Annotated in this window: 18 protein-coding genes, 1 pseudogene and 1 riboswitch; of the genes and pseudogenes, 3 read left to right on the forward strand and 16 right to left on the reverse strand. The window is 71.5% G+C overall.

From position 1 onward, the window contains the following. Positions 1-153 precede the first annotated feature (153 nt). The 13 genes and pseudogenes from ODJ79_RS07450 to mraZ all read right to left on the reverse strand — a co-directional run bounded on the left by ODJ79_RS07450 (position 154) and on the right by mraZ (position 16,710). Positions 154-858 (reverse strand): YggS family pyridoxal phosphate-dependent enzyme, encoded by a 705-nt coding sequence (locus tag ODJ79_RS07450; RefSeq protein WP_263022566.1) that lies wholly within the window; start codon positions 856-858, stop codon positions 154-156. After that, a complete protein-coding gene (gene ftsZ / locus ODJ79_RS07455) occupies positions 855-1,976 on the reverse strand; it encodes a cell division protein FtsZ (RefSeq protein ID WP_263022567.1) in 1,122 nt (373 codons plus the stop codon). Before ftsZ ends, ODJ79_RS07450 begins: the two co-directional genes overlap by 4 nt. A 261-nt stretch (positions 1,977-2,237) precedes the next feature. After that, positions 2,238-3,005, reverse strand: a complete 768-nt coding sequence (locus ODJ79_RS07460; protein ID WP_263022568.1) for a cell division protein FtsQ/DivIB — start codon at positions 3,003-3,005, stop codon at positions 2,238-2,240. Between the two features lie 4 nt (positions 3,006-3,009). Further along, complete coding sequence (gene murC / locus ODJ79_RS07465; RefSeq protein ID WP_263022569.1) at positions 3,010-4,437, reverse strand: UDP-N-acetylmuramate--L-alanine ligase; 1,428 nt, start codon at positions 4,435-4,437, stop codon at positions 3,010-3,012. A 43-nt stretch (positions 4,438-4,480) separates the two neighbouring features. Continuing rightward, the gene (gene murG / locus ODJ79_RS07470) at positions 4,481-5,590 is read right to left on the reverse strand and encodes an undecaprenyldiphospho-muramoylpentapeptide beta-N-acetylglucosaminyltransferase (RefSeq protein WP_263022570.1); all 1,110 of its coding nucleotides are present in this window, start codon (positions 5,588-5,590) and stop codon (positions 4,481-4,483) included. Next, positions 5,511-6,990, reverse strand: a pseudogene (locus ODJ79_RS07475) (FtsW/RodA/SpoVE family cell cycle protein); the annotation flags it as partial. The pseudogene ODJ79_RS07475 and the gene murG, both read right to left, overlap by 80 nt. A 71-nt stretch (positions 6,991-7,061) precedes the next feature. Continuing rightward, complete coding sequence (mraY, locus tag ODJ79_RS07480; protein ID WP_263022572.1) at positions 7,062-8,165, reverse strand: phospho-N-acetylmuramoyl-pentapeptide-transferase; 1,104 nt, start codon at positions 8,163-8,165, stop codon at positions 7,062-7,064. Continuing rightward, positions 8,162-9,547, reverse strand: coding sequence for a UDP-N-acetylmuramoyl-tripeptide--D-alanyl-D-alanine ligase (locus ODJ79_RS07485; protein ID WP_263022573.1), 1,386 nt, complete (start codon positions 9,545-9,547; stop codon positions 8,162-8,164). Before ODJ79_RS07485 ends, mraY begins: the two co-directional genes overlap by 4 nt. Continuing rightward, positions 9,544-11,061, reverse strand: coding sequence for a UDP-N-acetylmuramoyl-L-alanyl-D-glutamate--2,6-diaminopimelate ligase (locus ODJ79_RS07490; protein ID WP_263022574.1), 1,518 nt, complete (start codon positions 11,059-11,061; stop codon positions 9,544-9,546). Before ODJ79_RS07490 ends, ODJ79_RS07485 begins: the two co-directional genes overlap by 4 nt. A 48-nt stretch (positions 11,062-11,109) precedes the next feature. Further along, positions 11,110-13,482: a penicillin-binding transpeptidase domain-containing protein gene (locus ODJ79_RS07495; protein ID WP_263022575.1), complete on the reverse strand. Its 2,373-nt coding sequence runs from the start codon at positions 13,480-13,482 to the stop codon at positions 11,110-11,112. Positions 13,483-13,484: 2 nt separating this feature from the next. Continuing rightward, the gene (locus ODJ79_RS07500; protein ID WP_263022576.1) at positions 13,485-14,549 is read right to left on the reverse strand and encodes a hypothetical protein; all 1,065 of its coding nucleotides are present in this window, start codon (positions 14,547-14,549) and stop codon (positions 13,485-13,487) included. A 410-nt stretch (positions 14,550-14,959) separates the two neighbouring features. Next, positions 14,960-16,018, reverse strand: a complete 1,059-nt coding sequence (gene rsmH / locus ODJ79_RS07505; protein ID WP_263022577.1) for a 16S rRNA (cytosine(1402)-N(4))-methyltransferase RsmH — start codon at positions 16,016-16,018, stop codon at positions 14,960-14,962. Positions 16,019-16,278: 260 nt separating this feature from the next. Further along, positions 16,279-16,710, reverse strand: a complete 432-nt coding sequence (gene mraZ, locus ODJ79_RS07510) for a division/cell wall cluster transcriptional repressor MraZ (protein ID WP_203807536.1) — start codon at positions 16,708-16,710, stop codon at positions 16,279-16,281. A 523-nt stretch (positions 16,711-17,233) separates the two neighbouring features. Between mraZ and ODJ79_RS07515 the strand changes: the two genes are divergently transcribed. Next, the gene (locus ODJ79_RS07515) at positions 17,234-18,241 is read left to right on the forward strand and encodes an endonuclease domain-containing protein (protein ID WP_263022578.1); all 1,008 of its coding nucleotides are present in this window, start codon (positions 17,234-17,236) and stop codon (positions 18,239-18,241) included. A 31-nt stretch (positions 18,242-18,272) separates the two neighbouring features. Here ODJ79_RS07515 and ODJ79_RS07520 read toward each other — a convergent pair whose 3' ends face one another. From ODJ79_RS07520 to ODJ79_RS07530, 3 genes are read right to left on the reverse strand one after another with little or no spacing between them, the layout of a single operon-like run. Beyond that, positions 18,273-18,995 (reverse strand): TVP38/TMEM64 family protein, encoded by a 723-nt coding sequence (locus tag ODJ79_RS07520; RefSeq protein WP_263022579.1) that lies wholly within the window; start codon positions 18,993-18,995, stop codon positions 18,273-18,275. Positions 18,996-19,032: 37 nt separating this feature from the next. Continuing rightward, the gene (locus ODJ79_RS07525; RefSeq protein WP_263022580.1) at positions 19,033-19,746 is read right to left on the reverse strand and encodes a type 1 glutamine amidotransferase; all 714 of its coding nucleotides are present in this window, start codon (positions 19,744-19,746) and stop codon (positions 19,033-19,035) included. After that, positions 19,736-20,959 carry a Mur ligase family protein gene (locus tag ODJ79_RS07530; RefSeq protein ID WP_263022614.1) on the reverse strand — a complete coding sequence of 408 codons (1,224 nt, stop codon included), beginning with the start codon at positions 20,957-20,959 and terminating at the stop codon, positions 19,736-19,738. Before ODJ79_RS07530 ends, ODJ79_RS07525 begins: the two co-directional genes overlap by 11 nt. A gap of 364 nt (positions 20,960-21,323) precedes the next feature. Then, a riboswitch (cyclic di-AMP (ydaO/yuaA leader) is annotated at positions 21,324-21,528 on the forward strand. 21 nt (positions 21,529-21,549) lie between these two features. Here ODJ79_RS07530 and ODJ79_RS07535 point away from each other — a divergent pair. Continuing rightward, positions 21,550-22,344 (forward strand): C40 family peptidase, encoded by a 795-nt coding sequence (locus tag ODJ79_RS07535; protein WP_263022581.1) that lies wholly within the window; start codon positions 21,550-21,552, stop codon positions 22,342-22,344. A 96-nt stretch (positions 22,345-22,440) separates the two neighbouring features. Continuing rightward, positions 22,441-23,265, forward strand: coding sequence for a hypothetical protein (locus ODJ79_RS07540; RefSeq protein ID WP_263022582.1), 825 nt, complete (start codon positions 22,441-22,443; stop codon positions 23,263-23,265). Positions 23,266-23,321 lie beyond the last annotated feature (56 nt).

A 23,321-nucleotide genomic window follows, 5' to 3' on the forward strand; every position in this document is an offset into this window, starting at 1 on the left:
CCTTTTGTCCGCTGCGCGGCGCGCGCCCCCCGGCGTACCGCATCCCCCCTTGCACGGGCAGCGATCCGATCCGGACCGGCGACCCGCGGCGAAACCGTGCCCCAAAGCTTTCGCTTTAAACGACACCTATGTAGTTTGCTGCCCGCCGCAAGGCTACCGCAGCGTGTTTCGCATTCCGAGCAAAGAAGTGCCGATCCGGACGTGTGTCGCTCCGTGCCGAATCGCCGCTTCCAGGTCGCCGCTCATCCCGGCCGAGACCGTGGTCGCCTCCGGATGGATCGACACCAGGCGCGCGGTGACCGTGGCGAGGTGCTCGAACGCGCGGTCCGGATCCCAGTCCTGCGGCGCGACCGCCATCACTCCGCCCAGGCGCAGCGCCGCCGAGGCCGCCACGAGGTCGGATATCCGCCAGATGTCGTCGCCGGCCGCACCGCCCCGGTCCGGGTCGCCGTCGATGCTCACCTGGACGAGCACCTCGAGCGGTGTCGGCCGGCCGGCCGCCGCCCGGTCCACGGCGGTGGCCAGCCGCACGCTGTCCACCGACTCGACCACGTCAGCGTACGCGAGCACGGATCTGGCCTTGTTGCGCTGCAACTGCCCGATGAAGTGCCAGCGCGGCGCCGCGCCCTCGGCACGCACCGCGGCGGCCTTCGGCCCCGCCTCCTGGTCGCGGTTCTCCCCCACGTCGGTGACGCCGAGCCCGGCGAGCAGCACCACGTCGCTCGCCGGATAGGTCTTGGTCACCGCGACCAGGGTGACGTCGTCCGCCGGCCGGCCCGCATCCACGCAGGCGCGGGCGATCCGCTCCCGGACCTCGGCGAGCGAGGCGGCGAGCTCGTCCCGGCGACCGGCGGTCACGAGCCGTTCTTGAGAAAGTCCGGCACGTCCACGTCGTCGAAGAGCACCCGGCGCGGCGTCTGCGCCGGCGGTGCCTGCACGGCGGGCGTGGAGGTCGTCGCCGACACCGGCGCGCCGGCCGGCTGGACCGGCGTCGCCTTGCGGGTCGTCTCGGCCGGCTTGTACGACGGGGCGCCGCCGTCGAACCCGGCCGCGATCACGGTGACCCGCACCTCGTCGCCGAGCGCGTCGTCGATGACCGCGCCGAAGATGATGTTGGCATCCGGGTGCGCGGCATCGGTGACCAGCTGAGCCGCGTCGTTGATCTCGAACAGGCCGAGGTCGGACCCGCCGGCGATGGACAGCAGGACGCCGCGCGCGCCGTCCATGCTCTGCTCGAGCAGCGGGCTGGAGATCGCCCGCTCGGCGGCCTCGACGGCGCGGTTGTCGCCGCGCGCGCTGCCGATGCCCATGAGCGCGCTGCCGGCGTTGCTCATCACGCTCTTGACGTCGGCGAAGTCCAGGTTGATCAGACCTGGCGTGGTGATCAGGTCGGTGATGCCCTGGACACCGGAGAGCAGCACCTGGTCGGCCTGGCGGAACGCGTCCATCATGCTGATGCCGCGGTCGCCGAGCGCGAGCAGCCGGTCGTTCGGGATCACGATGAGCGTGTCGCACTGGTTGCGCAGCTCCTCGATGCCCGACTCGGCCTGCACCTGGCGGCGCTTGCCCTCGAACGAGAACGGCCGGGTGACCACGCCGATGGTGAGCGCGCCGAGCTTGCGGGCGATGTTCGCCACGACCGGCGCGCCGCCGGTGCCGGTGCCGCCGCCCTCGCCGCAGGTCACGAAGACCATGTCGGCTCCCTTGAGAACCTCCTCGATCTCGTCGCGGTGATCCTCGGCGGCGTTCTTGCCGACGTCGGGCTGGGCGCCCGCGCCGAGGCCGCGGGTGAGCTCGCGGCCGACATCCAGCTTGACGTCGGCGTCGCTCATCAGCAGCGCCTGGGCGTCGGTGTTGATCGCGATGAACTCGACTCCCTTGAGCCCCACCTCGATCATGCGGTTGACGGCGTTCACGCCGCCGCCACCGATCCCGACGACCTTGATGACCGCCAGGTAGTTGTGTGGAGGTGTCATCGGGCTCAGCCTTCCCTTCGGGGTGGACGAATGTCGCGGCGTAACAGCGACGTTCGCTGCCGGGTAAGGGAGGGCGAGGAAACCCTCACCCTCTACTAGAGGCTTAGGGTTATGTCAACCATCCATCCTCTGGAGGCAACGTAAGCGGACTGCAGGCGTCAACCAAGGACCGGCGCGGCGTGTCGAGGGGCGCTTAAGTGGCGAATATCGGACCGCCCCGTAACCTCGGCCCGAATATGCCGTTCGTGGTTGAATGTCCGATCAGCGGATGGTCACCACGAGCGGCGCGCTGACATCGATCTCCTGGTGCGCCTTTTTCAGCAGCGCGGTCGCCACCCGACTCTTCGTGTCGTTCTCGGTGTCGTCGCCCCAGACCACCGTGCGGTTGCCGGTCAGCTGCAGGTGGATCTGCGCCGGCGCGGCCACCGAGATCTCCACCAACTGCTCGCGCAGCTCCGGGCTGAGCGCACCGAGCACCTTCAGTGCCGACCGGGTGTTCAGATCGGCCGCTCCCGGCGCCGCGGTGCGGATCAGCGGCAGGCCGTCCGGCCGGCGGGTCACCTCCCGGTACGGGGTGCCGGTCTCGTCGATCAGGGACAGCTTGCCGGGCCCGGTCGGCACCGCCGCCACCGCCGTACGCTCCACCACCTCGACCACGAGCGTCGACGGCCAGCCGCGCTTGACCGTCACCCGGTCGACCGCCGGGATGGCCCGCACCCGGGCCCGCACCGCGCCCAGGTCGACCCGGGCCAGCGGCTCGTCCGGCGGCACGTCGACGGCCTGCTCGACCTGCACCGGGTCGATCGTCTGCACGCCGACCACCTTGACCTGCCGGACGGCGAGCACCGACGTGCCGTACACCACCCAGGTCAGCGCCCCGGCGACGACCAGCACCCCGGCCGCCACCGCCCAGGGCACGGCGGCCCGCAACCGGCGCCGGCGGGCGCGGGCCATGAACCGCCGGGCCGAGGACGGCACCGCGTCGGTGTTCGCCCGGACCAGCCGCCAGTTGCGCCCGCCCGCACTCATCGGGTCAGATCGCCCGCTCCGCCGCGAGGGCGGCCAGCAACTCGTCGCCCATCAGCGAGATCGGCGGCGCGCCCATGGTGACCACGACGTCGCCCGGACGGCTGCGGCGAACCACCTCGGCCGGCACGTCCTCCCAGTCCGGTACGAAGACCTTGTGCTCGGCGGGCAGATCGATCGCGGCGGTCAGCGCCACCCCGCCCTCGCCCGGCCCGCGCACCTCGCCCGGCCCGAAGACCTCCATCACGATCACCTGGTCGGCGATCGCCAGCCCCTCGGCCAGCTCGGCCTGCAGGTCACGGGTGCGGTACACCCGGTACGGCTGGAAGACCACCAGCAGGCGGCCGTCGCCGGCCACCTCACGCAGGGTCAGCAGCGCCGCCTTCACCGAGGTCGGGTGGTACGCGTACTCGTCGTAGACGCGCACCCCGGCGGCGATGCCCTTGCGCTCGAAGCGCCGGCGCACGCCCGGGAACGACTCCAGCGCCTCGGTGATCTTTTCGAGCGGCAGGCCCAGGCGCAGCGCGGTGAGCACCGCCGCCGCGCTGTTGAGGCCCATGTGCCGGCCGGGCAGCGCCAGCTTGATCTCGCCGAGCTCCTGGCCGTCCAGCGAGGCCAGGTAGCGCACCCCGCTCACGGTGGAGACGACCTCGCTGATCCGCAGATCGGCGTCGGCGCTCTCGCCGTACGTGAAAACGGTCTTGCCCTGAGCGCGCAGCGACGCGATCAGGCCTTGGGTCCCGGGGTCGTCGGCGCACGTCACCACGAAGCCGTCGGCGTCGGTGAGCCCGGCGAACTCGAGGAAGCCGGCCTTCAGCCCGTCCAGGTCGCCCCAGTTGTTGAGGTGGTCGGCCTCGATGTTCGTGATGATCGCGACGTGCGGCCGGTAGATCAGGAACGACTTGTCGCTCTCGTCCGCCTCGGCCACGAAGTGCGGCCCGGTGCCGTGGTGCCCGTTCGAGCCGGCCTCGGAGATCTCGCCGCCGATCACGAACGACGGGTCCTGCCCGGCGTGCTGCAGGATCACCGTCATGATCGAGGTGGTGGTGGTCTTGCCGTGCGTGCCGGCCACCGCGATGGTCTGCCGGTTGGTCATGGCGGCGGCCAGCGCCTCGGAGCGGTGCATGATCCGCAGGCCGCGGCGGCGGGCCTCGACCAGCTCGAGGTGGTCCTGCGGGATCGCGGTCGAATAGACCACGGTGTCCACCCCGTCGAGGTTCTCCGCGACGTGGGCCATGTGCACGGTGCCGCCGAGCGCGCGCAGCGCGGCCAGCGCCGGCCACTCGCGCAGCTCGCTGCCGGAGACCGGCACGCCCCGGGTGAGCAACAGCCGGGCCAGGCCGCCCATGCCGACCCCGCCGATACCGATCAGGTGCACGCTGCCCAGGTCCTCGGCGGTCAACTCGCCGGCCGGGCTGAGCTCCGTGGTGTTCACAAGCCTCCTCCGGAGAAAAAGGACATCGCACCATTCCCCAAAATCATCTGGCCGCCACCGCTTCCAACACAAACTCCAGGAGGGCCTCGTCCCCGTCGCGGCGTCCGTACCGCGACGCCGCCTGGCCCATCATCGCGAGCCGCTGCCGGTCGCGTGCCAACGGGATGACCTGCTGCTCGATCCACTCGGGGGTGAACTCGCTGTTGTCCACCAGGATGCCGCCGCCGGCCTCGACCACCGGCAGCGCGTTGCGCTTCTGCTCCTGGTTGCTGTGCGGGTACGGGACGTAGACCGCCGGCACGCCCAGCGCGGTCGTCTCGGCCACCGTGATCGCGCCGCCCCGGCAGAGCATGAGGTCGGCCGCCGCGTAGCCCAGCTGCATGTCGGACAGGTACGGCAGCACCACGTACGGAACCGGGAGGTCGGCGGGCACCTCGAACGGGTCGTTCCGGCCGCCCTGCACGTGTAGCACCTGGATGCCGGCGTGCGCGAGCCGCTTGGCCGCCGCGGCCACCGCCAGGTTGATCGTCCGGGCGCCGGACGAGCCGCCGGAGACGAACAGCACCGGCAGGTCGGGCCGCAGACCGAACTGGTAGAGCGCCTGCGGGCGCAGCGCGGCCCGGTCCAGGTGGGTGAGCTTGGTGCGCAGCGGCACGCCGACCACCCGCGCGTCCCGCAGCGACTCGGCCTGCTGCGGCTGGCTGGGGAAGCCGACCGCGACGTTCTTGGTGAACTTCATGCCCATCCGGTTCGCCACGCCCGGCGGCACGTTCACCTCGTGGATGACGATCGGCAGGTCGCGTTTCCAGGCGGCCAGATAGGCCGGGACCGACACGTACCCGCCGAATCCGACCACCACGTCGGCCTGCACCTCGTCGAGGATCTTGCCGGCCGCGTGCGCGGACTTGTACATCCGGTCCGGCGTGCGCAGCAGGTTCAGGTTGACCGACCGCGGCAGCTGGAACGCCGGAATGATCCGCAGGTCGTACCCGGTGGGCGGGATGAGCTCGTTCTCCATGCCCTTGGGGCTGCCGAGCGCCGTGATCCGCACCTCCGGGAAGTGCCGCTGCACCGCGTCGGCGAAGGCGAGCAGCGGATAGATGTGACCGCCGGTGCCTCCGCCGGCGAGCACGACCGACCGCAGCAGAGCCATCACCGTCTCCCTTCGCCCCCCGCGGGTGTCGGAGCCCGGCCGGACCCGGCCCCCGGCTGCCGTTGCGGGGGAAGCGGCGGCAGCGGGGCCCAGAGTAGCCGCACCCACATCGCGGGCGGACGGGCGTTCAGCGCCCGGGCCGCGTCCGGCTCGGCACGGGCGAAGGAGGCGAGCATCCCGATCGCGGCCAGCGTCACCACCAGCGCGCTGCCGCCGGTCGAGATGAACGGCAGCGGCAGGCCGGTGATCGGGAGCATGCCGGTGACCCCGCCGATGTTGATGACGGCCTGGGTGACCAGCCAGGTGGTGATGGCGGTGGCGGCCAGCCGGCGGAACGGGTCGGCCGAGCGCCGGGCGATCCGGAAGCCGGTGTAGGCGAGCACCGAGAAGAGCGCGAGGATCACACCGCAGCCGACCACGCCCAACTCCTCGGCGACCACGCCGAAGATGAAGTCGTTGGAGGCCTCGGGCAGCCAGTTCCACTTGAGCACGCTCTTGCCCAGGCCGACCCCGAACCAGCCGCCCTCGAAGATCGCCGAGCGGGCCTGGATGAGCTGGTAGCAGTTGTCGTTGAGGTCGCATTTGTCGAGCGGCTGCAGGAAGTTGGTGAGCCGGGCGAGCCGGTAGTTGCCGGCGTCGGCCGAGCCCGAGCCGGCGCCACCGGAGGCCGCGGCGATGAGCAGGCCGACGCCGGCCAGGCCGATGACGCCGAGCGCGGCGAACACCCGCAGGCGCACCCCGGCCGCCCAGAGCAGGCCGATGATCAGCGCGAGCAGCACCAGCATGGTGCCCAGGTCGTTGTAGCCGACCAGGACGAACAGCAGGCCGATCACCGGGAACAGCGGGCGGGCCAGCTCGCGCCAGTGCCCGAGCGCGGGGCCCTTGCGGGCGATCACGTCGGCGCCCCACAGCACCATGCCGAGCTTCGCGAGCTCGGCCGGCTGGAGGCCGATCGGGCCGAGGTACAGCCAGAGCAGTTGGGCGTGGATCGGACCCAGGGTCACCACGCCGTGCACGTCCGGTTTCAGCACGCCGACCGAGGCGAGCGCGCCGATCAGGTCGAGGATCGCGAGCAGCACGACGGCCGCGCCGAGAATGTACTTACCCAGGTCGCGCAGGGTGGTGGCGGGCAGCCGCTGGCAGATCCAGAAGGCGACCAGGCCGAGCAGCGCGAACACCGCCTGGTTGGCGATCGTCGCGAAGGCGCTGCCGTTCTCCTCGTACGCCTTCACGCTGGTCGCCGAGAAGACCATGGTGAGCCCGATCAGCAGCAGCAGGCTGGAGCCGGCGATCAGCAGGTAGTACGAGGAGAGGGGTCGGGCGAGCATCCCGTGCACGGCGGGCAGGAGCTGCCGGCTGAGCGACGGGCGAGCCGCCTTTGATGTCCGGTCGTCCGCCATGGACACATCATCGTGGCGGCGACACGCCAGCAGTCGTCACCTCGCTGGCGTGTCGCGCCTCGTTATGTGAGTCAGCCCATGACCGCCAGGAAGTCCGAGTAGAACAGGCCGAGGCCGATCGCCACGCAGATGCCGGCCACGATCCAGAACCGGACCACGATGTTGACCTCGCTCCAGCCGGCCAACTCGAAGTGGTGCTGGAGCGGCGACATCCGGAACACCCGTTTACCGGTGGTCTTGAACGAGATGATCTGAATGACCACGGACATCGTGATGATCACGAAGAGCCCGCCGATGATGATCGACAGCAGCGTGGTGCGGGTCGACACGGCCAGGCCGCCGATCAGGCCGCCCAGGCCCAGCGCGCCGGTGTCGCCCATGAAGATCCGCGCCGGCGACGTGTTCCACCAGAGGAAGCCCACGCAGGCGGCCGCCGCGGCGGCCGCGATCATCGCGATCTCCAGCGGGTCGCGCACCTGGTAGCAGTAGTCGTTGACCCGGGCGTAGTCGGTGTCGCCGCACCAGTGGCGGTACTGCCAGAACCCGATCAGCGCGTACGCCCCGAGCACCAGGATCGAGGCGCCGGTGGCCAGGCCGTCGAGACCGTCGGTCAGGTTCACGCCGTTCGACATCGCCATGATCACGAAGACGAAGACCAGGACCGAGCCGACCTTGCCGACGTCGAGCCAGCTGACGTCCCGGATGAACGAGATGTGCTCGCTCGCCACGGTCTGCCCGTTGGTGCTCGCCACGTACAGGGCCGCGATGCCGAACCCGGCGCCGACGATGAGCTGGCCGAGCAGCTTGCCCTTGGCGCTCAGGCCGTCCGAGTTGCGCCGGCGCACCTTCAGGAAGTCGTCCAGGAAGCCCACCACGCCGCAGAAGACGAACAGGCCGAGCAGGACCAGGGCCGTCATCGTCGGCCCCTCCTGCGCGATCTGCCGCTCGGGCAGCGTGGTCAGGGCGACGTGGCCAGCCACGTACGCGAAGACGGTGGCCACGATGAAGGCGACGCCGCCCATCGTCGGCGTGCCCTTCTTGCCCTGGTGGGTGGCGGGCCCGAGGGACCGGATCGGCTGACCGGCCTTGAGCGCGGTGAAGACGCGGATGGCCACCGGCGTGCCGAACAACGAGATGATGAACGCGACCGCGGCCGCGACTATGACTGCCCTCACGGGCGACCCTCCTCGGGACGCAGTCCGTCGACCACATCCCACGTGCGGTACCTGGAACCCTTCACGAGCACGACGTCGCCGGCCCGCAGATCCCCCCTGACGATCTCCAGCGCGGCGGCCTGATCGGCCGCGAAGATCGCCTCGCCGGTCCACCCCTCGACCGTTGCTGCCCCGTCCAGGATCGGACGGGCGTTGCCGGCCACCGCGACGAGCCGGTCCACACCGAGCTCAGCGGCCAGCCGGCCGACCTCCTCATGGCCGGAGCGCTCGTGCTCGCCGAGCTCGGCCATGTAGCCGAGCACCGCGACGCGGCGCCCGTCCGCCCCCATGGTGGCGAGCGCGTTCAACGCCGCCGCGGTCGACGACGGGTTCGCGTTGTACGAGTCGTCGATCACCGTGACGCCGTCCGGCCGGACGAAGACGTCCATCCGCCGGCTCGACACGATCCCGATCTCGCCCAGCGCGCTTACCACCTCGTCGAAGGCCATCCCCAGCGACAGCGCCACCCCGGCCGCCGCGAGCGTGTTCGACACCTGATGCCGGCCAATTACGCCAAGCCGAACATTTCCGTTTTTTCCCCCAAATCCGATTGTGTACGCCGGGCGGCCGCCCGCATCCAGCGTCACGCCGGTGGCCCGCACCGCCGCCCCGGCCGACTCCCCGGTCAGCAGCACCCGGGCGCCGGTCCGCGGCGCCATCCCGGCGACCAGCGGATCGTCCGCGTTCAGCACCGCGACTCCGGTCGCCGGCAGCGCCTCCACCAGCTCGCCCTTGGCCCGTGCCGTGCCCTCGACCGAGCCGAACTCGCCGATGTGCGCCGCCCCGATGTTGAGCACCACGCCCACCTGCGGCCGGGCGATCTCGCACAGGTACCGGATGTGCCCGATCCCCCGCGCGCCCATCTCCAGCACCAGGAACCGGGTCTCCTCGGTCGCCTGCAGCACCGTGTACGGGAAGCCCAGCTCGTTGTTGAGCGAACCGGCCGGCGCGATGGTCGCCCCGAGCCGCGCCAGCAGCTGCCCGATGTAGTCCTTCGTCGTGGTCTTGCCGGAGGACCCGGTCAGCCCGACGATCGTGAGCCCGGGCAGCCGCTCGACCACGGCCCGCGCCAATGCCGCCAGCGCCGCGAGCGGCTCCTCGACGACAACACCCGGCTGGCCGGTGTCCCGGGTGCTCAGCACCCCGGCCGCCCCCGCCGCCACGACAGCGGCGGCGAAGGAATGGCCGTCCACCTTCTCGCCCTCGAAAGCGACGAAGAGCCCGCCCGGGCCGACCTTCCGGGAGTCGTACTCGACGCCGCCGGTCACCGTCACGGACGGCGACGCATTGACCAGCCGCCCGCCCGTGACCTTGGCGATCTCGTCCAAAGTCATCCGGATCACGAGCGACTCCCGTTGTTCGCGGTCAGCGCCGCGGCCAGCTCGACCCGATCGTCGAACGGCAGCATCTGCCCGTTCACCTCCTGGCCCCGCTCGTGGCCCTTGCCGAGCAACGCGATCACGTCGCCCGGCCCGGCCAGCCGGACCGCCTCGTCGATCGCCGCCCGCCGGCCGGCCACCTCGATGATCTTCGCAGAGCCGCCGGCCTCTTCGGCCCCTGCCCGGACCGCGGCGCGAATGAGAGCCGGGTCCTCGGTGCGCGGATTGTCATCGGTCACGATCACCAGGTCCGCCCCGCGCGCCGCCGCGGCACCCATCAGCGGCCGCTTGCCCTTGTCCCGGTCGCCGCCGGCCCCGATCAGGCAGATCACCCGGCCGCCGCGCCCGGCCGCCAGCTCGCGCAGCGCGGCGAGCGCCGCCACGATCGCGTCCGGCTTGTGCGCGTAGTCGACCACGCCGAGCACCTCGCCCGGCGCAACCACCTGCTCGAGCCGGCCCGGCACGCCCGGGCAGGCCGCGATCCCGCTCGCCGCGACCTGGGCGTCCACCCCGACCGCCACCAGCGAGGCGAGCGCGAGCAGCGCATTGGCCACGTTGTGCCGCCCGGGCAGGGACACCCCGGCCTCGACGGCGAGCCCGTCCGGCCCGTGCACCATGAAGCGCTGCCCGAACGCGGACGGCCGCACCTGGTCGGCCCACCACGTGGCCGCCGGGTCGCCGGCCGCCGAGTAGCTGACCGTCGACGGCTTGAACAGCGGGCGCAACGCCGGGTCGTCGTAGTTGAGCACCTCGACCCGGCTGCGCCCGTCGAACAGGCGTGCCTTGGCCGCGAAGTAGTCCTCGACGTCGGCGTGGAAGTCCAGGTGGTCGAGGCCGAAGTTGGTGAACCCGCCGACCGCGAACCGCAGCCCGTTGACCCGGCCGATCGCGAGCGCGTGGCTGGACACCTCCATGACCACTGCGCTCACCTCCCGCTCGGCCGCCGCGGCCAGGATCGCCTGCAGGTCGGTCGCCTCAGGCGTGGTGCGCACACTGGCCACCACCAGGTCGCCGAGCCGCGTCTCCACGGTCCCGATCAGGCCGGTGATCATCCCGGCCGCGCGCAGGCCGGCCTCGACCAGGTACGCCGTCGACGTCTTCCCGGCCGTGCCGGTGATGCCGATCATCGTGAGCCGGGCCGACGGGTCGCCGTAGATCGCGGCCGCGGCGGCGCCCAGCACCGCCCGCGGGTCGTCGGCCACCAGCACGGGCAGGCCGGCCGCCAGCGCGAGATCTCGACCGGCCTCGTCGGTCAGCACGGCCACCGCGCCGGCCGCCGCGGCACCGGCCACGAACTCGGCGCCGTGCCGGTTGGCGCCGGCCAGCGCCGCGTACAGGTCGCCGGGCCGCACCTCCTGGCTGGCGTGCGTGATGCCGCTGACCTCGACGTCGGCGCCGGTCAGCACCGCCGGGAGCAGGGCCGCGAGGCGCGTCAGTCGCAGCGGCGCGACGGACTCGGGACGGGGAATGCCGGACACGGCGTCAGACCCTACCCGGTGCCCGCATTCGACAGAAAACGCCACGGCTCACGGATGGATGCGGAAGGTGGGCGGCTTGGTGGCCGAGGGCGGCACCCGGTTCTGCAGCAGCGCGTACGACATCATCTTGCTGAACGCCGGCGCCGCGACCTCGCCGCCGGTGCCGTGCGGCACCTCGGCCGAGACCGCGATGACGAACCGCGGGTTCTCGGCCGGCGCCATGCCGATGAACGACCCGTAGTTACTGCTTGTGTACTGACCGTCGACCAGCCGCTTGCCGGTACCGGTCTTGCCCGCCACCCGGTAGCCGTTGACCCGGGCCTGGGTGCCGGTCGCGTCCGCATTGTCGACCACGGCCTCCATCATCGTGCGCAGCTCGGCGGCGATGTTCGGGCTCAGCACCTGGTGCGTCGCCGGCTCCCCGGCGCTGGTGACCTTGCCGTCCTTGCCGGAGATGTACGACTTGATGATGTGCGGCTGGATGTAGGTGCCGTTGTTGGCGATCGCCGCGTAGCCCGCCGCCATCTGGATGAGCGTGGCGTCGACGCTGTGGCCGATCGGCACCGAGCCGGACGCCGAACCGCTCCACTCGTCCGGCGGCAGGATCTTGCCCTGCGCCTCGCCGGCCACCCCCTCGTTGGTCGACCTGCCGAGACCGAACTTCTGCTGGTACTCGTACACCCGCTGCTTGCCGAGCTTGTCGCCGATCAGGATGGTGCCCACGTCGGAGGAGAGCGCGAGCAGGCCCGGCATCGTCATCAGCGTGCCCTTGGGCTGCGGGTGGCTGTCCGGGAAGGTGTAACCGCCGCGCCGCAGCGCCGGACCGATGGCCAGCGTCGAGTCCGGCGTGATCAGGCCTTCCTGCAGGGCCGCGCCGAACATGAACGGCTTGTGCACCGACCCGGGGTCGGCCACGATCGAGCTCGGCACGTCGTCCCGGTCGGCCGCCGAGGATTCCAGCGGCTTCTGCGCGTTGTACGGCGGGAAGCTGGCCTGCGCGAGCACCTCGCCGGTCTTGATGTCGAGCACCACGGCGCCGCCGATCGACGCCTTCCACTGGCGCAGCTGGTCGCCGAGGATGTGCTGCACCTCCCACTGCAGCTCGGCGTCGATGGTCAGCTCGATCGAGGTGCCCGGCTGCGGCTCGACGTAGCGCTGGAAGCCGCCCGGGATCGGCGCGTTCAGGTCACCCTTGCCGATCTCGAACTCCTGCGAGCCCGGCGTGCCGCGCAGCAGTGAGTCGTAGCGGCCCTCGATGCCCTCGAGGCCGGAGTTGTCCGCACCGGTGAAGCCGATCAGGTTCGCGGCCAGGTCGGCGCCCGGCTCGTCGCGGCGCTCGTCCTGCCGCACCACGATCCCGCCCAGGTTCATCGCGGCGATCTTGTCGCCCACGGCGATGTCCACGCCCTGCGCCAGGAACTCGAAGCGGGACTGCCCGCCGCCCGGCCGGGCGTGCTTGGTCATCTTCGGGATCAGCTTGGAGGCCGGCACGCCGAGCAGCGGCGCGAGGATGGCCGCCTCGGTCGCCACGTTCTTGACCAGCACCGGGTCGGCGGCCACGTACCGGGCCTCGACGCTGTGCGCGAGCACGGTGCCGTTCCGGTCCAGGATGCTGCCGCGCGACGCGGGCAGGGTGATCTCGCTGATCCGGTCCTCGCGCAGCTTGATCAGCCGCGCCGCGTCGGCCGGCGACGCGGCCACCTGCAGCACGACGAGCCGCACGCCGATCATCACGAACAGCGACAGCGCCAGCACGGTACCCAGCCGCAGCCGCCTGGTCGGGTTGGCCAGCTTCGGCGGTTCGGGCACGGCCCGGCCTTTCGGCACGGGCCGGCCCCGGCCCTTCGCGGTGGTCCGGGCGGCCGGTTTGTCATTTCCCTTTCGGGTACGGGGTGCGTAGGACGCCCGGGTCTCCCGCGTGCTTTTCGCGCTCGCGCCCCGGACACCCTCGCGAACCCGGACACCACGGCCGGGGGCCCGATCCTGGCCCGCGCCCCGGTCCCGGCCCGCCGCTCGCTGCCGGCGCTGCTCGAGCTCGTCCCGGTCGTCGTCGACGGGCTCCGGGCGGCGGCTGCGCGGCGGCTCGCGACGCGGGTCGCGCTGCTCCCGGCGACCGGCCTCGTCCGTGGCCGGCGTCTCGGTCTCGGCCGGACGCCGGCCACGCTGCGGGCGCCCGCCGTCGAGCACCTGCAGCGCCGGCCGGAACGGGTCGGTGTTGCGGCCGGCGCGCGGCGACCGGGTGCGCTGGTCGCGCTCGGCCAGGGTGCGGCCGCGCGGGGTGTACGCCCGCGCGTCGCCGATCCCGAAGCCCCCGCGGCCCCGGGCGGTCTCCTCGGTACCCTCCTCGGCCGGAAGGTCACGAGACGTTCCGCGCCGGGGCTGCTCGCCCCGGCGCGGTGTGTCGTCGTTTCGCGGTGGCATGGCTACTGCCCGGTGCCCGGGACGACGCTGCTGGTGCCGGTCATCTGGCTCCCGCCCGTGGTGGTTCCGCTCCCGGCCGCAGTGCCGTTGCCCGCCGCCGTGCCGTTGCCCGCCGCCGTGCCGTTCCCGGCCGCCGTGCCGTTCCCGGCCGCCGTGCCGTTGCCCGCCGCCGTGCCGTTCCCGGCCGCCGTGCCGTTCCCGGCCGCCGTGCCGTTGCCCGCCGCCGTGCCGTTCCCGGCCGCAGTGCCGTTGCCCGCCGCCGTGCTCGGGTTCGCCGCCGTGCTCGGGTTTGCCGAGGCCTTGCCGGGCGCGAGGCCGTCCTCCGAGGTGACCGCCGGCTTGCCCTTCGCCGGCGTGAGCACGCCGATGATCCGGCCGTCGGGCAGCGTGATCATCGCTGGCTTGTCCGCCTCGACCAGGCCGAGCCGGCGGGCCGCGGCGCCGAGGTTGCCGACGTTCGACACCGCGACCAGCTGGTTGTCCAGGTCCTGCTGCTGGTTGTCCAGCGCGGCGCCCTGCTTCTGCAGGTCGGCGATCCGGAACGAGTTCTCGTTGGTCTTCGTGTTGATCATCAGGATGCCGAGCACCCCGACGATGACCACGCCGATCACCGAGGCCACGAACGGCGCCCGCGGCGCGCTGACCGGCGCCGGCGGGGCGACCCGCAGCATCGGCGTGACCACCTCGCCGGTGGTCCGGACCGGACCGGTGACCCGCAGCGGCTCGGCCGCGGTCACCTCGACCTCGATCGGCTTGAGCGCCGCCGTGCCGTCCACCGGTGCATCCAGGACGGTCCGCCCGCCACGGCCGTCCCGCAGGCGCCCGCTGCGCACACTCTTGCCGAGCCCCCGCTCGGCGAACACGCCCAGGTCCCGCTTGCGGCTCTCCACCGACCCGGCGTCGCGCTTGCGGCTCTCCACCGACCCGGCGTCGCGCTTGCGGCTCTCCACCGACCCGGTCTCGCGCTTGCGAGCCTCGACCGACCCGGTGTCGCGCTTGCGGGGCGCGATCGGGCCGGTGTCGCGGCGACGGGACGCGCCCGCCTCCGAGCGGCTCTTGCCGACCAACGGCTCCGGCCGGCGGCCCTTGCCACGCGCGAGGTCCGACCCACGCGCCGGGTCCGACCCGGAACGGCTCTCACCACGTACCTCATCGGCGTTGTCCCGACCCCGCGCCCGCGGCAGCAAGCCCTCGCGGCCCGAGCCTCGCGTCGCCGGCTCGGCGGCAGACCCCCGCATCCCTGACCGGCGCGTGTCGGACCGGTCGGCGCGTGCCTCGTCCGCAGCCGTGAAGTGGCGCGCCCCCCGGGCGTCACTTCCCGGACCGCCACGGCCCTGACCGGCACCGCTCTGACCGGCACCGCTCTGACCGGCGTTGCCCCGACCGGCACCGTGCTGGGTGTCCGCATCGCGTGCCGGCACCGTTCCGCGCTGACCCTTGACTCGGCCCCCCGGCCGCGGCGCGTGCGTGCGCTCGCTCATGCTTTCCCCTCCCCCTCGTCGCGTTCCCCCCGGCGTAACCGCCGTCGTCCCCCGTGCGTTGACATCCGGGGCCGCTCGCGGGCGTCCCCCGATGTCGTGTCCTGCCGGCCGAGGCGCTCGACCGCGCGCAGCTTCACCGAAGCCGCCCGCGGGTTGGCCTCGACCTCCTCGTCTGTCGGCGGCTCTGACCCCCTGGTCAGCAGCCGCAGGGTGGGACCGGTCCCGGGCAGCTCGACCGGCAGGTCGATCGGCCCGGTGCTGCGCGTCCTCGCGGTGAGGGCGCGCTTGACGATCCGGTCCTCCAACGATTGGTAGCTCATCACCACAAGGCGGCCTTTCGGCGCCAATGCGTCCAAAGCGGCCGGTAGGGCCGACTCCAGTGCGACGAGCTCCCGATTTACCTCAATACGTAGTGCCTGAAACGTTCTTTTCGCGGGATTTCCACCCGTTCGTCGCGCGGCGGCCGGGATCGCCTCCTTGACCAGCTCGGCCAGCCGGGCCGTGGAGGTGATCCGCCCCTTCGCCCGCTCCCGCACGATCGCCGAGACGATCCGCGGGGCGAACTTCTCCTCGCCGTACTGCCGCAGGATCCGGACCAGCTCCCCCGGCTCGTACTCGTTGACGACCTGCTCCGCGGTGATCCCCGCGGTCTGGTCCATCCGCATGTCGAGCGGGGCATCCTGGGCGTACGCGAAACCGCGGTCCGCCTCGTCCAGCTGCAGCGACGAGACACCCAGGTCGAACAGGCCACTGTGGATCCGCTCGTACCCGAGGTCGGCGAGCACCTGCGGGAGCTCGTCGTAGACCGCGTGCACGAGATGGGTCCGGGCGCGGTGCGGGGCCAGCCGGTGCCGGGCGTGCGCGAGGGCCTCGGTGTCCCGGTCGAGTCCGATGAGGACCACGTCCGGGAAGCGCTCGAGAACGGCCTCGGCATGCCCACCCAGCCCGAGCGTGAAGTCGACGTGCACGGCGTCGGGCATGTCGAGCGCGGGAGTGAGCAGCTCGAGACAGCGCTCGAGCAGCACGGGCACATGCGTGCCACGAGGCTCCCCCACGTCGACCCCCTTTGCCACCCGGCCTTGCCGCAACGCTCGCCCCCGGCCCGGACGTCGTCCGTACCGCCAGATCCCCATCCGCTCGTGTCCCCGGCTTGTCCCGGCGCTGCCCGTTGCCGGCGGGCGTTGCCGGTGTTTTCCGGTCCGGACACGCGCCTGGCGCCGGGGAAGAGGCGCCAGGTGCGGGAGCGGCTGGAGATCTCGCAGTACGGGCGATGACGTCCGAGGCCGTGATCGGCGGCCCGGCAGGGTGCCACGCCCTACAGTCCGCCGGGCAGCACCCCCTCCTCGATGTCGGCGAACTCGTCTTCGCTCGCCGCGAGGTAGTCGTCCCAGGACTGCTTGTCCCAGATCTCCACGCGGGTACTCGCCCCGATCACCACGAGGTCGCGGTCCAGGGCCGCGTACTCCCTCAGGTGCGCCGGAATGGTCACCCGCCCCTGCTTGTCCGGCACCTCGTCGTGAGCGCTGGCGAAGAACACCCGGCTGTATGCCCGGGCGGCCTTGTTGGTCACCGGCGCCTCGCGAAGCTGGCCTGCGATGCGCTGGAACTCCGGCATCGGGAACACGTACAAACAGCGTTCCTGCCCCTTGGTGATCACGACACCTCCCGCCAGCTCATCTCGGAACTTGGCCGGAAGGATCAGCCGCCCCTTGTCATCGAGGCGTGGGGTATGGGTGCCGAGGAACATCGGCCGTCCACCCCCTGCCCCAGCGGTTCGCGGTCCGCCTGTCAACTCGGGCCGGCAGGCCTCCCAGGTCTAGCTCCCCCCTCGGCCCTGCCATTGCGCTCCACTCTACTCCACTTCCCTCCACCCGCAAGCCGAATGAGCACGCTCGCCGACCGCAGCCGCCGCCAAAGTCCCAGCTCACAGCGTTCTCCCAGGAGTGGAGCGGATCCCCATGATCATCCTCGTCGCGTACCCGACAACCTCCCCACACCCCTACTCATAACACCGCAAAACCACATGAATAACTCACCACCATTCCCCGTCAAGGCCCCCCAGGACGGAAGAAGTGGGCTCAGTGGAGCAAAGTGGAGCCCTCTCTCCCGGATCTTGAAGAGGGGGCGTTGGGCGAGAACTGGAAGTCTTCTCTGGTGCCTCCGGGCTCCCGATCTTGAAGGGCGCGCGTGAGGGAGTGCGGGTCTCCACAGGCACGTGTTTATCCACAGGGGCCGAGCGAGCACGACCACGAATGCGCAAGGGTCACCCAATGCACGACATCCCCGCAGCCGACGCCGGCGACTTCGATTGGCTGTTCGCCGAGCAGTCCGCAGTCCTGACCGTCGCTCAGGCAAAGGCCTTCTTCACCGAAGGGATCGTCCGCGGCAACCTCAGGCAGGACCGGTGGCGACGGTGGTGCCGAGGAATACTCCTCGGCCAGAACGGGCGACTCATGCGCGACCAACAGCTATGGGTCGCGGTGTTGGTGGCCGGCGACCACGCACGCCTGGCCGGGCCGGCAGCCGCAACCGAGGGAGGTGTCCGGGGTCTGCGTGCCGAGCAGATCGACGTGCTGATTCCGGCCGACCGCATCCGGAGCGACCGGCTCCCGCGGCTGCCGCTCGACATGCCCGATGTCCGGATCCATCGCACCGGCGTTCTACCCGCGCCGCACCAGCAGATCGGACGCCCGCCGCGCACCACCGTCGCCCGTGCCGTGATCGACGGGGCCGCCTGGGCGGGCAGCGACAACGAGGCACGTGACCTCATCACCCGCGCTTGCCAGCAGGCTCGCGTCACACCTGCGGCCCTGGAGAAGGTCCTCGAGTACTTCCCGAAGATCCGCCGGCACCGCCTGATAACCACGACGATCGCCGACGTCAAAGGCGGCGCCACGGCACTCTCCGAGATCGACCTGGTCCGGCTGTGCCGGCGGTTCCACCTGCCCGCGCCCGATTTGCAGCGCCTCCGCGTCGATGAGAGCGGACGCAGCCGCTACATCGACGCCGAATGGACTAGCGCCCGCCTCCTGGTCGAGATCGACGGCGGTCATCACATGGACGTCCGGCACTGGGCCGCCGACATGCTCCGACAAAACCAGATCTGGATCTCCGGCGACCGTATCCTGCGGTTTCCCGCCTGGCTGGTCCGCTCGGAGCCGATCACCGTCGCCCACCAGATCCGCGCCGCCCTGATCGCCGCCGGTCCGGCCCACGCCAACAAACCGGCTGACTCTGGCGTCAGGGGTAAACAGGGAAGGCTTTCCGTTGGCGGCTAACGCGCGCTTTCCAAGATCTGAGCAGGCAGAGCTACGCCGCGGCGGCGGCCTGACGGCGGGCGGAGCGCTTCCAACGCCACACGATCGTCGTGGTCAGGGCGAAGCCGATCAGGGCCGGCGCCAGGCTCAGCGGGTTGAGGCCGTGCGGGTCGGCCACCGCCGCGCCGATCACCGCGTAGCTCACCGCGGACGGGATCGAGGCCAGGAAGGTGCCGAACAGGTAGCGCTTGCGGCACACGCTGGTGGTCCCGTAGGCGTAACCGATCAGGCCGAACGGCGCCAGCGGGAGGAACCGCACCAGCAGCACCGCGGACAGCCCGCGCCGGTTCAGCCACCCGTCGAGGCGGGCGAGGCGGCCGCCGGCCCGCGCATGCAGGACGCCCCGGCCGGCCCAGCGGCCCGCGTAATAGGTGGCGGCGGACGCGATCACGGCGGCGGCGAGGGCGGTCACCGCGCCGGTCGCCGCGCCGAGGAGGGCGCCGCACGCGATCGTGATGGCGGTGCGTGGCACCAGCACGGACAGGAGCAGACCGCCCACCACCGCGATCGCCACCGGCGCGACCTGGCCGAGGGCCAGAATCGCGTCGCCGATCTCGCGCAGCGGGAGGACGGCAGCGGCGACCGCGAGACCGCCGACGACGACGCCCAGGACGCCGACCCGGAGCAGACGGCGTTTCCAGCCCAGGCCGGCCGCGGGAGCGGGCAGCGCGGGAGGAGCCGTGTCCGGCGAGGGCGCGAACAGGGTGTCAGTCATGCAGTCGTACCGCCCAACTGGTTGTCCGATTAACTGGTCAATTGCCCGCCGCGGCGAGCCTTTCGGCCCGGAGCCGCTCCGGCCAGGTGTCGTCAACGGGTGGAAGAGTATCCGCGCCGATTGCCCAACGCAGTAGCAGATCGGCTATAGCTGGGTTGCGAGCGAGCGCGGGCCCATGGGAGTACGTGCCCAGGATCTTCCCGTGCCAAGCGCCCTCGGTCTGGCCGTCGTTGCCGATCCCGGCGGTGACCCGGGCCAGCGGCGAGACGCCGGGCCCCAGGTGCGTACGGCCGCCGTGGTTCTCGAAGCCGGTCAGCGGGGGCAGGCCGAGCCGCGGGTCGATGTCGCCGCGCAGCTCGCCGACGGCGCGGCTCTCGCCACGGTCGGAGTGCAGGTCGAGCAGCCCGAGGCCGGGGCATTTCGCGCCCTTCGCGAAGAACGAGTGCCCGAAGAGCTGGTAGCCGGCGCAGATCGCGAGGACCGCGGCGCCCTGGTTGACCGCCCGGTGCAGGCCGCCGTCGGCGATCAGGCGTTGCGCGGCCAGCGCCTGCGGGCCGTCCTCGCCGCCGCCGATCAGGTAGATGTCGGCGTTGGACGGCATCGGCTGGTCCGAGCGGACCTCGTACGTCTCGACCGGAATGCCGCGGATCGCCGCGCGGCGGCCGAGGATGAGCAGGTTGCCCCGGTCGCCATAGGTTGAGAGCAGATCGGGGTAGATCCACACGATCCGTAGGGTGCTCTCAGTTGACACGGTCCAACTCCGCTCGGATGTCCTGGAACGCCGTGTAGTTGGCGATCACTTCGAGGCGGCCGGGCGGTACTGCCTGGATCGCCTCGTCGAAAGTTCTAACGTGCCGGAACGGCACACCGTTCACCTCGAGGCGTACGGCCAGGTCAAGGGCCCGGTCGCCGGTGATCAGCACCGGCCGGTCGCGCAGCGGCGCGAAGTTCACGTCGTACAACCAGGAGGTGTCCAGTCCGTCGGGGTCGCGGGCGTTCACCGAGAGCAGCGTGGGTGCCTGCTCGGCCATGTCGAACGCCTCGAGCCAGCTTGCCGGGTTCTTGGCCAGGAGCAGTCGGACGTTGCGTCCGTCCCGGTCGACCTGGGCGTAGCGGCCGGCCACCGAGGCGACCGTGGCCAGGTGCGGGAGCGCCTCGATCGGGCGGACCCCGAACTCGGCCGCGACCGCGAGGGCGGTGGCGGCATTACCCAGGTTGACCTGCCCCGGGAGCTGGAGCTTGACCAGGTGCCAGTCGCCGCGCGAGTCGACGACGCCCTCGTCCTCGACGCGCCAGTGCGGGCGCGGGCGGCGCAGCGGGCAGCCGGTGCACCACCAGTCGCCGTTGCCGCGCTCGATCGGGTGACCGCTCTGCGGGCAGACGAACGAGTCGTCGTGCCAGCGCTGACCGGCGCTGAACCAGGTGACCTGCTGGCCACTGCCCTCGGCGGCCCAGACGACCATCGGGTCGTCCGCATTGGCCACCACGCGCACCTCGGGGTGGCCGGCGAGGGCGTCCCGCCAGAGCTGCGCCATCATCGCCACCTCCTTGGCCCGGTCGAGCTGGTCGCGGGAGAGGTTGAGCAGGGCGACGACGCGGGGGTTGGTGGCATCGATGACCCGGGCAAGGTAGTGCTCGTCGACCTCGAGGACGGCGAACGGCGTGGTGCCGGCCTTGGCGAGCGCCGAGGTGTGCCCGGTCGGCATGTTCGCGCCGAACGAGTTGGTGGCGACCCGGCCGATGTGCGACACCGCGGCCGCGGCGAGCCGAGTCGTCGTGGTCTTGCCGTTGGTGCCCGAGATGAGGGCGACCGCCCGGCCCGAGGCGAGGTGCGCCAGCAGGTCGGGGTCGATTTTGAGGCCGAGCCATCCGCCGATGACCGAGCCGTCGCCGCGTCCCGCGGCCCTGGAGAGCGCAGCCGCGGTCTTCGACACGCTGGTCGCCACCTTGGCCCGCAGGGGCATCTTGCCGTCCGTCACGGGAGACGAGGTTACCCGACCCGCACACGGTCCCCGGTTGACGGCGGCGCGCAGGCTACCTAACCGCCTGTGGCCAGCGGACACGGGGTCGCCGTCAGTTTTTGTGTGTCCTGTTTCACCCGCCATCCTCGACGACTCGTGATCACGTCATGACCGTACGTCATGGCATTTATCCCCTCCGGGTAACAAATTGGACAGCCACCAATGTGCCGAACACGCTGGGTCACCAATACGCCACCGACGATCAAGTGAAATTGCTGGTAGCAAGGTTGGGCCGGTTCGGGACGGATCGGCTCGCGTCACTCCGGCTCACGCCGAGCCCTGCCCCGGGCCGAGGGTCGCGACCACCGCAGTACGAACGACCACAACAAGGCAATTGGGGGCAGGGACGGGGGACCCACAGGTTCTCGAGAGAGACAGCCGGTCCGCTCCGCGCCACCCGCTCCGGTGGCGGCAACGGAGCGACCTTGGGGTGAAGTCGGCCTACACGGCGACCGGGCAACCTTCCCGCCCGAACCCGACAGCTAACCTCGCAGGCGTGCCGGAGGGATTCCCTTACCGTGCCTCAGCACACTGTGAGCCGTCGACGTCGTCTGTCTGTCGGCACCGGTACCGCCGCGCTTTCCCTGGGCCTCTGCCTCTGCGCGGGTCAGCTGATCTCGACTCCGGCGGCCAGCGCTGCCGCCCCGGTCCTGACCGCCGCCCAGGCCAGCGCCAAGGTCAACCCGCTGGTGCGCACCAGCGTCAGCGCCCGGACGATCAACAAAGGTCAGTTGGTCCGGGTCACTGCCAAGTACTTCAACCCCAAGACCCACAAGGCCGTGTCGTACGGCTGGGTCCGCCTGCAGGCCTTCCGGGGCGGCAAGTGGGTCACCCAGTCGGCCGGCAAGGTCAACACCGCGGGCAGCGTCAACCTGTACATGCGGCCCGCATCCACCGTCTCCCTGCGTGCGGTGTACCTCGCCAACGCCGGATACAACCAGGGCACCGGCGGGTCGATCCGCATCACCGTGCGAAACCGCGGTGCGGCGGTGCTGGCCGAGGCGAAGCGCCACACCGGCGCCCTGTACAAGTTCGGCGCCGCCGGGCCGACGCGGTTCGACTGCTCCGGCTTCACCGAGTACGTCTTCAAGAAGGCGGCCGGCAAGAACCTGCCGCACAAGGCCAACTCGCAGCAGCACTACGGCACGGCCGTCAGCAAGAGCGCGGCGCAGGTCGGTGACCTGATCATCTTCCGCTCCGGCTCGTACGGCTACCACGCCGGCATCTACGCCGGCGGCGGCTACATGTACGACTCGCCGCACACCGGCGCGCGGGTCGGCAAGCACAAGATGTACGGCAGCAACTACGTCGTACGCCGTCTGGTCTGACGCAACACGCAGAAGGGGCGCCCGCGGTTCGCGAGGCGCCCCTTCTGTTTGCACCCTGTCTTGCCGGCAGGCGGGCCCATGATCACACTGACGCCCGTGTCATCACCCTCCCCGGATATTGACCCCTCCGTCTCACCGGCGCAGCCGCCGTCCTGGCCCGGCGGCTATCCCGCCCAGGGCCCGGCAGCGCCTTGGCAGCCGGCCGCGGGCTGGGGCCAGTACCCCGCGGCGCCGGTGCCGCCGCGCCGGTCGAACGCGACCGTTTGGATTCTCGTCGCGATCCTGGTGGTGTCGCTGCTGGCCTGTTTCGGCATCTCGGCCACCGGGTTCCTGGTCCTCCGCCACCACGACCTCGCGACGAGGACGACCGGCGGCGAGCCCGAGGCGCAGCCGTCCTACCCGAACCCCACCGGACCGCCGATCCAGAAACACACCGGTGACCTGGCCGGGTTCGTGATCGCGGCGCCGCCGGGATCGCACGCCTGGCCACACCAGCCGATCAACCAGCAGCTGCCCGACTACAAGGCCGCCGCCAAGACCTTCGCCGACTCGGCCGCGGTCCAGCCGATGCTCACCGGCAACGTCTTCCAGCGGGGCTTCGCGCGCCGGTGGGTCGACGCCCACGGCACGATGGTCGCCCTCCGCATCTTCCAGTTCGGCCTTACCACGTGCGCTGACGACTTCGCCGCGGACGTGAAGCAGGCGAACGAGTCCCAAGGGTGGAGCCCGGCGTCTCCGGTGCCGGGGGCCGACGGCGCGGACACGCAGGTGCGACCGGGGAAGGAGGCCGGGCGGATCCACTCGCTCGGCGTGCTCGTCAAGGACGAGCTGGTGGTCCTGGTCGACACGGTCCAGGCGCCGCCGAACGACCAGGCCAAGCTCACCGACCTCGTCACCCAGGAGTACCAGCTCCTGCACTGACCCGGGTACGCGGAAGGGGCGCCCGCGGTTTCGCGAGGCGCCCCTTCTGAAGGTCC

This window comes from Actinoplanes sp. KI2, assembly GCF_025630775.1.
In the GTDB taxonomy this organism is placed as follows: Bacteria; Actinomycetota; Actinomycetes; order Mycobacteriales; family Micromonosporaceae; genus Actinoplanes.

What these genes read in the sequence shown, in the direction of transcription:
- ODJ79_RS07460 (WP_263022568.1), bottom strand. Translation starts at nt 3,005, where the DNA reads ATGAGTGCGGGCGGGCGCAACTGGCGGCTGGTCCGGGCGAACACCGAC.
- ODJ79_RS07530 (WP_263022614.1), bottom strand. Translation starts at nt 20,959, where the DNA reads ATGCCCCTGCGGGCCAAGGTGGCGACCAGCGTGTCGAAGACCGCGGCT.
- murG (WP_263022570.1), bottom strand. Translation starts at nt 5,590, where the DNA reads ATGGCTCTGCTGCGGTCGGTCGTGCTCGCCGGCGGAGGCACCGGCGGT.
- ftsZ (WP_263022567.1), bottom strand. Translation starts at nt 1,976, where the DNA reads ATGACACCTCCACACAACTACCTGGCGGTCATCAAGGTCGTCGGGATC.
- ODJ79_RS07520 (WP_263022579.1), bottom strand. Translation starts at nt 18,995, where the DNA reads ATGACTGACACCCTGTTCGCGCCCTCGCCGGACACGGCTCCTCCCGCG.
- ODJ79_RS07495 (WP_263022575.1), bottom strand. Translation starts at nt 13,482, where the DNA reads ATGCCACCGCGAAACGACGACACACCGCGCCGGGGCGAGCAGCCCCGG.
- ODJ79_RS07515 (WP_263022578.1), top strand. Translation starts at nt 17,234, where the DNA reads ATGCACGACATCCCCGCAGCCGACGCCGGCGACTTCGATTGGCTGTTC.
- mraZ (WP_203807536.1), bottom strand. Translation starts at nt 16,710, where the DNA reads ATGTTCCTCGGCACCCATACCCCACGCCTCGATGACAAGGGGCGGCTG.